Annotated in this window: 10 protein-coding genes; 8 read left to right on the top strand and 2 right to left on the bottom strand. The window is 67.4% G+C overall.

The features are described from left to right. The first annotated feature begins 43 nt into the window (after positions 1–43). The 8 genes from H4P35_RS04925 to H4P35_RS04890 all read left to right on the top strand — a co-directional run bounded on the left by H4P35_RS04925 (position 44) and on the right by H4P35_RS04890 (position 8,383). A complete protein-coding gene (locus H4P35_RS04925) occupies positions 44–1,603 on the top strand; it encodes an ABC transporter substrate-binding protein (protein ID WP_226848323.1) in 1,560 nt (519 codons plus the stop codon). A gap of 93 nt (positions 1,604–1,696) precedes the next feature. Then, complete coding sequence (locus H4P35_RS04920) at positions 1,697–2,638, top strand: ABC transporter permease (RefSeq protein ID WP_226848322.1); 942 nt, start codon at positions 1,697–1,699, stop codon at positions 2,636–2,638. A gap of 9 nt (positions 2,639–2,647) precedes the next feature. Next, the gene (locus H4P35_RS04915) at positions 2,648–3,517 is read left to right on the top strand and encodes an ABC transporter permease (RefSeq protein WP_056321381.1); all 870 of its coding nucleotides are present in this window, start codon (positions 2,648–2,650) and stop codon (positions 3,515–3,517) included. A 2-nt stretch (positions 3,518–3,519) separates the two neighbouring features. Beyond that, positions 3,520–4,527, top strand: coding sequence for an ABC transporter ATP-binding protein (locus H4P35_RS04910; protein ID WP_226848321.1), 1,008 nt, complete (start codon positions 3,520–3,522; stop codon positions 4,525–4,527). Then, positions 4,524–5,522 carry an ABC transporter ATP-binding protein gene (locus H4P35_RS04905; RefSeq protein ID WP_226848320.1) on the top strand — a complete coding sequence of 333 codons (999 nt, stop codon included), beginning with the start codon at positions 4,524–4,526 and terminating at the stop codon, positions 5,520–5,522. The genes H4P35_RS04910 and H4P35_RS04905 overlap by 4 nt, the downstream gene beginning before the upstream one ends. A gap of 29 nt (positions 5,523–5,551) precedes the next feature. Beyond that, the gene (locus H4P35_RS04900) at positions 5,552–6,424 is read left to right on the top strand and encodes a MurR/RpiR family transcriptional regulator (protein ID WP_226848319.1); all 873 of its coding nucleotides are present in this window, start codon (positions 5,552–5,554) and stop codon (positions 6,422–6,424) included. A 13-nt stretch (positions 6,425–6,437) separates the two neighbouring features. Continuing rightward, complete coding sequence (locus tag H4P35_RS04895) at positions 6,438–7,910, top strand: amidohydrolase family protein (RefSeq protein WP_226848318.1); 1,473 nt, start codon at positions 6,438–6,440, stop codon at positions 7,908–7,910. 35 nt (positions 7,911–7,945) lie between these two features. Further along, positions 7,946–8,383, top strand: a complete 438-nt coding sequence (locus H4P35_RS04890; protein ID WP_226848317.1) for a RidA family protein — start codon at positions 7,946–7,948, stop codon at positions 8,381–8,383. A gap of 170 nt (positions 8,384–8,553) precedes the next feature. On the opposite strand, the gene lolA is transcribed toward H4P35_RS04890, so the two are convergent. Both lolA and H4P35_RS04880 read right to left on the bottom strand, forming a co-directional pair. Further along, positions 8,554–9,189: an outer membrane lipoprotein chaperone LolA gene (lolA, locus tag H4P35_RS04885; protein WP_056321362.1), complete on the bottom strand. Its 636-nt coding sequence runs from the start codon at positions 9,187–9,189 to the stop codon at positions 8,554–8,556. Then, on the bottom strand, positions 9,189–11,570 hold the full coding sequence (locus tag H4P35_RS04880) for a DNA translocase FtsK (RefSeq protein ID WP_128827581.1): 2,382 nt from the start codon (positions 11,568–11,570) through the stop codon (positions 9,189–9,191). Before H4P35_RS04880 ends, lolA begins: the two co-directional genes overlap by 1 nt. Positions 11,571–11,591 lie beyond the last annotated feature (21 nt).

Here is an 11,591-nt window from a genome sequence, read left to right as displayed (position 1 = left end):
AACTTACGCGACAACCTGTTTCTGACCCTCTGGAGAGAGAATCATGAACTTCCGTACCTCCCGGCGAGGCGGTGGGCTGAAGAGCCTGCTCGCGGCCGGCGCAATTGGCTTGACCGCTTTGTCGACCCCCGCCCTCTGTGCCACGCCGGTCAAGGGAGGCACGATCTCTGTCGCCACCATCGGCGAGCCGCCGACGCTGGATCCGATGACCAGCACCGCCGATCTGGTGGGCATCCTGACCCAGCACTTCTTCGAGACGCTGTACACCTTCGACGCGAAGTGGAACCTGACGCCGCTCCTGGCCGACAAGATGCCGGAAGTGTCGGCGGACGGGCTGGTCTACACGATTGCGCTGCGCCAGGGCATCACGTTCCATGACGGCTCGAAGATGGATTCGTCGGACGTGCTGGCGTCTCTGAAGCGCTGGACCGAGACCGCCACGCGCGGCAAGATGGCCGCCAAGATCATCAGCGGCATCGAGGCCCCGGACGCCAACACGATCCGCATCACGCTCAAGCAGCCGTATGCGCCGCTGACCGCGCTGCTGGCCATGAACAACAGCGCCGCGGTCATCATGCCCAAGGGCAAGATTGCCCCGTCCCTGACCGAATTTGTCGGCACCGGCCCGTATCAGTTGAAGGCCCGCGTGCCGGACCAGTACGTGCAGCTCGTCCGCTTCGAGGGCTACAAGCAGCGCGAAGGCGAGCCCAACGGCTATGGAGGCGCCCGCAAGCAGTACCTGGACGAGATCCGTTTCGTGCCGGTCAGCAATGCCAACACCCGCGTCGAAAGCGCCGTGGCCGGCCAGTTCGACTACGTGGACTCGCTGCCCGTGGAATCGCTGTCCAAGCTGAAGAACGGCCGCTCCGATCCGGTCATGCTCAAGCCCTTCGGCTGGCCGCGCCTGGTGCTCAACACCAAGCAGGGCATCATGTCGAACCAGGCCGTGCGCCAGGCGGTGCAGCTTGCCCTGAACGAAGAAGACATGCTGTTCGCGGCGTTCGGCGACAAGAACTTCTACAAGCTCAATGGCGACCTGTACCCGGAAGGCTATCCGTGGGCCACGTCGCTGGGCGGCAAGGTCTACAACAAGGGCGACGCCGCGGCAGCCAAAAAGCTGGTGGACGGGGCCAACGTGCAGGACCGCAAGATCCGCATCCTGACCAGCCAGCAGTACGAGTTCCATTACAAGATGGCGCTGGTGGCCGCCGAATACCTGAAGGCCGCGGGCTTCACGGTGGACATGCAGGTGGTCGACTGGGCCACCCTGACGCAGCGCCGCCAGGATCCGGCCGTCTGGGACATCTTCATCACGCACAGCCCCTTCCTGCCTGAACCGGCGCTGATCGACTTCCCGTCCAAGGACGCGCCTGGCTGGTGGGACACGCCGCGCCGCAACCAGGTGCTGGACGCTTTCAACCAGGCCGGCTCGCAGGAAGAACGTGTGAAGCGCTGGGCCGACGTGCAGCAGGCCGTGTACGACGAAGTGCCTTTCATCAAGGTCGGCGACTTCAACGCCCAGGCCGCGCGCTCGCCCGCGCTGCAAGGCACGCAGGCCGTGCCGTGGCCGTACTTCTGGAACGCCTGGAAGGCGTCCAAGTAAGCGCACGTCCGTCGGGCGGCCGCTGCCGCCCGACGCCGCAGGCACCCGCGCGCGACCCGTTCGCGCCCGCGCAATGACCTCTAGGATTTCACCGTGTTGCGTTATCTCTTGAATCGGCTGGTCGGGCTGGTGGCCGTGATGTTCATCGTCGCCACGATCGTGTTCGTGATCATCCGCCTGACGCCCGGCGACCCGGCCGCCGTGATGCTCGGTCCCCAGGCCAGCCAGCAGGACATCGCCGCCCTGCGCGCGCAACTCGGGCTGGACCAGCCCGTGGCGGTGCAGTACGTGTCGTGGCTGGGCAAGCTGCTGCAGGGCGACCTGGGCCAGTCCATCTTCATGAACAAGCCGGTGCTGGCGGCGCTGGCCGACCGCGCCGAGCCGACGATCCTCCTGACACTGATGTCGCTGTTGATCGCCAGCGCCATCGCGCTGCCGGTCGGCATTCTGTCCGCGGTCAAACGCGGCACCACGCTGGACCAGTCGGTGCTGTCGTTCTCGATGTTCACGTCCAGCGTGCCGAGCTTCTGGCTGGGGCTGCTGCTGATGCAGGTGTTCTCCGTGAAGCTGGGCTGGCTGCCGGTGGCCGGTTATGGCGGCCCGGACGCTTCGCTGGCCACGCGCCTGTCGCACCTGATCCTGCCTGCGGTCGTGCTGGGCCTGGTGAATTCGGCCCTGATTACCCGCTTCATCCGCGCCAGCATGCTGGATGTGCTGCGCGACGACAATGTGCGCACGGCGCGGGCCAAGGGCCTGCCGGAACGCAAGGTCATCCTGAAGCACGCGGTGCGCAACGCGTTGATCCCGATTCTGACGGTGCTGGGTTTGACCACGGCGTTGCTCATCAGCGGCGCGGTTGTGACCGAGACCGTGTTCGGTCTGCCTGGTGTCGGCAGCCTGGTGGTGTCGGCGGTGCTGCGCCGCGACTATCCGGTCATCCAGGGCGCGCTGCTGATCATCGCGGCGATCTACGTGCTGATCAATCTGCTGATCGACCTGCTGTACCTCGTGGTCGACCCCCGCGTGCGTTACTGAGCCATCGACATGACGACTGCAACTTCCATGAATCCCGGCGCGGACCGCTGGCAGGTCCTGCGCCTGCTGGTGGCGCGCAAGACGGTGCTGATCAGCCTTATCGTGATCGTGGTGCTGGCGGCCGCCGCGCTGCTGGCGCCGTGGATCAGCCCCTATGACCCCTTCAAGCTGTCCATCATGAACCGCCTGAAGGCGCCCGGCGCGGCGCACTGGTTCGGCACCGACGATTTCGGCCGCGACGTTTTCAGCCGCGTCATCCACGGCGGACGGCTGTCGCTGATGGTCGGCTTTTCCGTCGTCATTCTGTCCAGCGTGCTGGGCATTGCGCTGGGGCTGATCGCGGGGTTCTTCCGCACGGCCGACAAGTTCGTGTCGCGGCTGATCGACGCGATGATGGCGTTCCCCGACATCCTGCTGGCCATTTCGCTGGTGGCCGCGCTGGGCCCGTCGCTGGTAAACGTGGTGATCGCGCTGGGCATCGTGTACACGCCGCGGCTGGCGCGCATCGTGCGGGCCTCGACGCTGGTGATCCGCGAACTGCCCTTCGTGGAAGCCGCCCGCGCGCTGGGCGTGCCCACGTGGCGCATCGTCACCGTGCACGTGCTGCGCAACCTGGTCTCGCCCATCCTGGTGCAGGGCACCTTCATCTTCGCGTACGCCATTCTGGCCGAGGCCGGCCTGTCGTTCCTGGGCGTGGGCGTGTCGCCCGACATCCCGACCTGGGGCACCATGATCAACGCCGGCCAGCAGTACATGGGGTCGGCGGACTGGATCATGATCTTTCCCGGCATCGCCATCGTGCTGTCCGTGCTGTCGCTGCAACTGGTGGGCGACGGCCTGCGCGACGTCCTCGATCCGCGCCTGCGCAAGGAGCTGTAAACATGACCGCAAGCACCCGAGACATCGTGCTGTCGGTGCAAGGCCTGAAGACCTGGTTCCACAGCCGCGACGGCATCGCCAAGTCGGTGGACGGCGTCACCTTCGATCTGGCCCGCGGCGAGACGCTGGCCATCGTCGGTGAATCCGGCTCCGGCAAGTCCGTGACCAGCCTGTCCATCATGGGCCTGTTGCCCAAGCCGGCGGGCCGCATCGAGGCCGGCAAGATCCTGTTCCGCGACCGCCAGGGCGTGCAGCACGACCTGGCGCACGCCACGCCCGCCACGCTGCAACGCATCCGCGGCGCCGAGATCGCCATGATCTTCCAGGAGCCCATGACCAGCCTGAACCCGCTGTACACCGTGGGCGACCAGATCGCCGAGGCGGTGCTGCAGCATGAAGGCGGCTCGCGCGCCGCGGCGCTCAAGCGCGCCCGCGAGATGCTGGAGCGCGTGGAGATCCCGGCGGCCGACCGGCGCGTGAACGAGTATCCGCACCAGATGTCGGGCGGCATGCGCCAGCGTGTGATGATCGCGCTGGCCCTGGCCTGCAACCCCGCCGTGCTGATCGCCGACGAACCCACCACGGCGCTGGACGTGACCGTGCAGGCGCAGATCCTGGACCTGCTGCGCCGGCTGCAAGCCGAGATGAACATGAGCATCCTGTTCATCACGCACAACCTGGGCGTGGTCGCCGAGATCGCGCACCGCGTGGCCGTCATGTATGCCGGGCGCGTGGTCGAGGACGCCGGCGTGTACGACCTGTTCGAAAAGCCCACGCATCCCTACACGCGCGGCCTGCTGTCCTGCCTGCCGACCGCCGCGCTGCTCGCGTCCGGCGAGCGCCTTCGCGCCATTCCCGGCAACGTGCCCAGCGTGCTGGCGCTGCCGCCCGGCTGCACCTTCGCGCCGCGCTGCCCGTTGGCGGCAGACGACTGCCGCGCCGGCGTCCCCGATCTGGTGGCGGTGCAGGCCGGACACCGCGCGCGCTGCATCAAGGTAAATCCGCTATGACGAGACCCTCCACTCCCCGCGCCGCCGCGCCGCTGGTGTGCATCGACGACCTGAAGGTCCACTTCCCAACCTCGCAGGCGCGCAATGCCCCGGTCGTGCGCGCCGTGGACGGCGTGAGCTTCGACGTGCCGCGCAACACCATCGTAGGCCTGGTCGGCGAGTCCGGTTCGGGCAAGACCACGACCGGCCGCGCCCTGCTGCGCCTGTTCGCGCCCACCGCCGGGCGCATCGTGTTCGACGGACAGGACATCACGACGCTCAATGAAAAGCAGATGCTGCCGTGGCGCCGCCGCATGCAGATCGTGTTCCAGGACCCGTACGCCAGTCTCAACCCGCGCATGACAGTGGCCGAGATCCTGGGGGAAGCCCTGGACACCCACAAGCTGGCGCAGCATCGCCGCGCCGAGCGGATCGGCGAATTGCTCGAACGTGTCGGCCTGAATGCGGACCACAGCCGCCGCTATCCGCACGAGTTCTCCGGCGGACAGCGCCAGCGCATCGGTATTGCCCGCGCGCTGGCAGTGGAGCCGGATTTCATCGTGGCCGACGAGCCCGTATCCGCGCTGGACGTCTCGGTGCAGGCACAGGTGCTGAACCTGCTGCAGGACCTGCAGCGCGACCTGGGCCTGACCATGCTGTTTGTCGCGCACGACCTGGCGGTGGTGGATTACCTGTGCGACGACGTCGTGGTGATGTATCTGGGCCGCGTCATGGAGCGCGGGCCGACCAGCGAGGTCTATGCCCGCCCGCGCCATCCCTACACCCGCGCGCTGCTGTCCGCCGCCCCCGTGCCGGATCCGCGCGCCCCGCGTTCGCGTATCCTCCTGAAGGGCGACATCCCGAGCCCGGTCAACCCGCCTTCCGGCTGCGTGTTCCGCACACGCTGCCCCCATGCCATCGACGCCTGTGCGGCGGCGGTGCCGCCGGCCGTCGGCGTGAGCGCGGACCACTACGTGTCCTGCATCCGCCTCGACGATCCCGCGCTCGCGGCATGAGTCCGCCCGAATTGATCCTGGAACCACACATGAACATCATCCGCGACATCGTCTTCCAGATACGCAGTCGGCGGGACGCATTGAGCGTGACAGAACGCAAGGTTGCCGACGCCATCCTGGACGACATCATCTGGAGCGCCAGCGCCACGGTGGACCAGCTTGCCGCCAAGGCCGGCGTCAGCATCGCCACCATCTCGCGGTTTGCGCGCACCGTCGGCTGCGACGACACGCGCGACCTGAAGATGAAGCTGGCGCAGGCCAGCACGGTAGGCAGCCGCTTCCTGGACCCCAGCGCCCCCGCCGAGGAAAGCACGTTCTACGCGCGCATCTACGCCGACATCGAAAGCACCCTGCGCGCGCATCTGCCGACGTTCACCGAGCAGCTATTCGAAGCCGCCGCGTCCATCGTGGACGGCGCGCGCATGATCTACGTCTTCGGCATGGGCGGCGCGTCGGCAGTGCTGGCGCAGGAAGTCCAGTCGCGCCTGGTGCGGCTGGGCTATCCCATCGCGGTCTACAGCGACGCGGTGCTGCTGCGCATGGTGGCGGCCACGCTCGACGAGCGCGACGCCGTGCTGGTGCTGTCGGCCTCGGGCCTGACGCCCGAGATCGTCGGCGCCGCGCGCATCGTCAAGCAGTACCGCGCGCGCATTGTCGCCATCACCGACGCGTCGTCCGAACTGGCGAAACTGGCCGACGTGGTGCTGCCCATCCGCACCGACGAGACCGACTTCATCTACAAGCCGTCGGCCTCGCGCTACGCGATGATGCTGGCCATCGACCTGCTGTCGACCGAACTGGCCATGCTGAACCAGGAAGAAAACCGCGAACGCCTGCGCCGGATCAAGCTGGCGCTGGACGAACACCGCGGCGGGCCGAACCGCCTGCCGTTGGGCGATTGATCGGGAAATTACGATGTACGACACCCTCATTGGCAACGTCCGGATCCTGGACGGCTCCGGCGGCCCCGAATACCGCGCCAGCGTGGCGCTGGACGGCGGCCGCATTGCCGCGATCGGCGAGCTGCCCGGCGCGCCAGCGCGCCAGCTCATCGACGGCACCGATCTCGCGCTGGCCCCTGGATTCATCGATGTCCACACCCACGACGACACCAACGTCATCCGCACGCCGGACATGCTGCCCAAGCTGTCGCAAGGCGTGACGACCGTGGTGGTGGGCAACTGCGGCATCAGCGCGTCGCCGGTCACGCTGCGCGGCGAGCCGCCCGATCCGATGAACCTGCTGGGCAAGCGCGAGGACTTCCGCTACGCCACCTTTGCCGACTACACCCGCGCAATCGAAGCCGCGCGGCCTGCCGTGAACGTTGCCGCCCTGGTGGGGCATACGGCCTTGCGCAGCAACCACATGGACCGGCTGGACCGGGCCGCGACGCGCGACGAGGTGCTGGCAATGCGCGCCCAACTGCGCGACGCCCTGGCGCATGGCGCAATCGGCCTGAGCACCGGCCTGGCCTATGCCTCGGCGTTCGAAGCGGACACGGCCGAGGTCAAGCTGCTGGCCGAGGCGCTGGACGAATTCGGTGCGCTGTACACGACGCACCTGCGCTCGGAGTTCGCCGCCATCCTGGAGGCCATGCAGGAGGCCTTCGACATCGGCTTGCACGCGCGCGTGCCGGTGGTGGTGTCGCACCTGAAGTGCGCCGGCGCCGGCAACTGGGGCCGCACGAAAGAGGTGCTGTTCGCACTGGAAAACGCGGGGCGCATGCAGCATGTGGGCTGCGACTGCTATCCGTATTCCGCCAGTTCGTCGACGCTGGACTTAAAGCAGGTCACGGACGAATTCGATATCGACATCACTTGGTCCGAGCCGCATCCGGAGCAGGCGCGCCGCAAGCTGGCCGCCATCGCGGCGGACTGGGGCGTCACGCTGCTGGAGGCCGCCAAGCGGCTGCAACCGGCCGGCGCGGTGTATCACAACATGCACGAGGACGACGTGCGCCGCGTGCTGTCGCACCGGCTCACGATGGTGGGGTCGGACGGACTGCCCAACGATCCCATGCCGCATCCGCGCCTGTGGGGCGCCTTTCCGCGCGTGCTGGGCCATTACAGCCGGGACGTGGGCCTGTTTCCGCTGGCGCAGGCCGTGCACAAGATGACGGGGCTGTCCGCCGCGCGCTTCGGCCTTGCCGAGCGCGGCTTCGTGCGCGAGGGCCACCACGCGGATCTGGTGCTGTTCAACCCCGATACCGTCATCGACCGCGCGACCTTTGCCGCGCCCGTGCAGACCGCGGCGGGCATCGAGGCCGTTTGGGTCAATGGTGTCCTGTCGTACCGCAAGGGCCAGGCCACCGGCGAGCGCGCCGGCCGCTGGCTGCCGCGCAGCGGCGACCTGCGCGCGTCCTACCCCGCCATTCCGGCCGCGTCGTAGCGGCCGCCCCCGGACCACTTCAAGGAGAATCCTTCATGAGCGCTACCCCCACTCCCGACAACAACGGCATCACCCGCTACGGCGTGGCCGGCGGCACCGGCCAGGGCGGCTCGCACATGCCCTTCGCCCGCGCCGTCGCCGCCGACGGCTGGCTGTATGTGTCCGGCCAGGTGCCGATGGAAAACGGCGAAGTCATCGAAGGCGGCATCGTCGCGCAAAGCCACAAAGCCATCCAGCAGGTGCTGGCCATCCTGCAGGAAGCCGGCTACGGCCCCGAACACGTGGTGCGCTGCGGCGTCTGGCTGGACGACGCACGTGACTTTGCGTCGTTCAACAAGGTGTTCAAGGAATACTTCGGCGCAAATCCGCCAGCGCGTGCCTGCGTGCAGTCGAGTTTGGTGGTGGATGCAAAGGTGGAAGTCGACTGCGTGGCGTATAAGCGCCCCCACGCCGCGCCCGCTAACGCGGGCTAGCTGCCCCCCAAGGGGGCTGCCCCGCCTTGGGGCGGCCCGGCGGCGGGGCGGCCCCCACGCCGCGCCCGCTAACGCGGGCTAGCTGCCCCCCAAGGGGGCTGCCCCGCCTTGGGGCGGCCCGGCGGCGGGGCGGCCCCCACGCCGCGCCCGCTAACGCGGGCTAGCTGCCCCTACATCTTCACCACATCCACGCCCTTGGGCGCGGTGAACTGGAATTCCTTGGCGGGCAGTTGCGGGTTGGGCTGGATGGCCGACAGGTCGACGCGGGTGGTCTGGCCGAACGAGTCGAGCAGTTCCACGCGCACGGGCAGGTTGTTCTTCATGCCGATGTCCACGCGCGAGAAACCGGCGTCGGCCGTGCGCGGCTTGGCGCGCAGCCAGTCGACGCCATCTTTGGCCGGCAGCGCGCTGACGTCGAAGGACTGTTCCAGCGAGCCCGAGCCGAAAAGAATGGCCGCGGGCGACGTGCCGATGGCGGCGTCGACCTTGCGCTCGGTGACCTGCGCCAGATCGGGGTCGAACTGGAAGACCTGGCGGCCGTCGGAAATGACCAGTTGCTCGTAGGGCTTTTGCACGGCCCACTTGAATTTACCGGGGCGCTGGAACGAGAACACGCCGGTCTGCGCGGGCTGGGTGCGGCCCTGGTCATTGACGGTGTACTGCGAAAACGACCCGGTGGCCGCCGTGACCGTGGACACGAAGTTGCGCAATTGCTCTTGCGCGCTGGCGGCAAGCGCCAGGGCGGGGACCAGGGCCGGAGTCAGGCCCAGCACCGCAACGGCGGCCAGGCGTTGAAACGTCTTCATCATGCTTCCTCTCGTGCGGCGGCTGCGGGAACCAGGATCTCGCGGTTCCCGTTGGATTGCATCGCCGACACCATACCCGATTGCTCCATCTGCTCGAGTAACCGTGCCGCACGGTTGTAACCAATCCGAAGATGACGCTGAACCAGCGAAATGGACGCGCGGCGGTGCTTGAGCACGACTTCGCAGGCCTGGTCGTACATCGGGTCGGATTCCGCGTCCCCGCCGATGCCCGTGACGCTGCTGGCGCCCTCGGCGCCGTCGCCGTCCAGGCCGCCTTCCAGGAGACCCTCGACGTAATTGGGTTCGCCCTGCGACTTCAGGCTTTCGACCACGCGATGGACTTCGTCGTCGCTGCAGAACGCCCCGTGCACACGCACCGGCAGGCCGGTGCCGGGCGGCATGTAGAGCATGTCGCCCTGGCCGAGCAGGGTTTCCGCGCCCATCTGGTCAAGAATGGTGCGCGAGTCGATCTTGGACGACACCTGGAACGCGATACGCGTCGGGATGTTGGCCTTGATGAGGCCGGTGATCACGTCCACGCTGGGACGCTGCGTGGCCAGGATGAGGTGGATGCCCGCCGCCCGTGCCTTCTGCGCCAGACGGGCGATGAGTTCTTCGATCTTCTTGCCCACGACCATCATCAGGTCGGCCAGCTCGTCGATGACGACCACGATGGTGGGCAGCGGCGACAGGGGCTCGGGCTGGTCCGGCGTGAGCGAGAACGGATTGGGGATCGGTTCCTCGCGCTTGATCGCGTCACGGATCTTGGTGTTGTAGCCGGCCAGGTTGCGCACGCCCATCTTGCTCATGAGGCGATAGCGCTTTTCCATTTCGCCCACGCACCAGTTCAGCGCGTTGGACGCCTGGCGCATGTCGGTGACCACCGGCGCCAGCAGGTGCGGGATGCCTTCGTAGACGCTCATTTCGAGCATCTTGGGGTCGATCAGGATCAGGCGGGTGTGCGAGGCGTCGGCCTTGTAGAGCAGCGACAGGATCATGGCGTTGATCCCGACCGACTTGCCCGAACCGGTGGTGCCCGCCACCAGCAAGTGGGGCATCTTGGCCAGGTCGGCCACCACCGGGTTGCCGGCGATGTCCTTGCCCAGCGCCATGGTCACGACCGAATGGCTGGCGTGGTAGGTCTGCGAACCCAGGATTTCGGACAGGCGCACCATCTGGCGGCGCGGGTTGGGCAGCTCCAGCCCCATCAGGTTCTTGCCGGGTATGGTTTCGACCACCCGGATGCTGACCAGGCTGAGCGCGCGCGCCAGGTCCTTGGCCAGGTTGACGATCTGGCTGCCCTTCACGCCGGTGGCCGGCTCGATTTCGTAGCGGGTGATGACAGGGCCGGCCTGCGCCGCAACCACGGTGACCGACACGCCAAAGTCGGCCAGTTTCTTTTCGATCAGGCGCGAGGTGAACTCGATGGTCTCGGCCGACACGGTTTCCTGGTTGTTCAGGGGAGGGTCGAGCAGGCCAAGGGTGGGCAGATCGCCTTCGGCGCCGCCGGTGGGCGGGAAGAAAAGCGATTGCTGCTTTTCCTTTTCGACGCGCTCGGACTTGGGCACCACGGTGATGGCCGGTTCGATGCGGACCGGCTGCTCGTGCACCAGTTTTTCCTGCTTGGCCACCACCTGTTCGGTGCGCACGGCCTTGGCGACTTCGCCGACCTTGCGGTCCTGGCGCGCGGTGTAGGAATTGCGCATCTTGCGGACCAGGCCCTCCAGCCAGGAACCGACGCGCTCGGCGACCGCCAGCCACGAAAACGAGAAGAACAGACTGAGTCCAATTGCCAGCATGACCAGGAAGGCCAGCGTGGCGCCGGTAAAGCCGATGCTGCTGCCGATGAGGTCCGCCAGCATCTGGCCGATGACGCCGCCCGCGCCGCTTGCCGTTTCCGACGCGCCGGGCAGATGCGTGCCACGGCTGGCCAGGCGCAGGGCTTCCATGCCCAGCGAGCCCATCATCAGCAGGAAAAAGCCGATGCCCTCTTCCCAATGAACGCGCGGCAGCACTTCGGGTTGCTTGCTGTTGGCCACGCGCAACTGCGCGGCCAGGCGCCGGTAGCCAGCCCGCACGCGATGAAGCAGCAGGACGACCCACCACCAGGCGGAGAAACCAAAGAGATAGAGGAGGATGTCCGCCAGGTAGGCGCCCAGGCGTCCGCCCTGGTTGCGCACGACATCGCCCGGAACCGAGTGCGACCAGCCAGGGTCGGACGCGCTCCAGGTGGCGAGCACCAGGGTAAGCCAGGCCGCCAGGGCGGCAAAGAGGATCCAGCGGGCTTCACGCAACAACGCGGAAATGCGCGTTTGCAGCGGCGAGGGTCCGTTGCGGGTGTTGCGCGAGGCGCGCGGAGAAGCAGTCGAGATACGCGGCATGCGGCTCATTATAATTGGGCG

Origin of the sequence: Achromobacter sp. 77 (assembly GCF_020541125.1) — a bacterium.
In the GTDB taxonomy this organism is placed as follows: Bacteria; Pseudomonadota; Gammaproteobacteria; order Burkholderiales; family Burkholderiaceae_B; genus Achromobacter; species Achromobacter mucicolens.
Note: the sequence above shows the minus strand (reverse complement) of the source record. Positions and strands in the feature narration are given on the sequence as shown.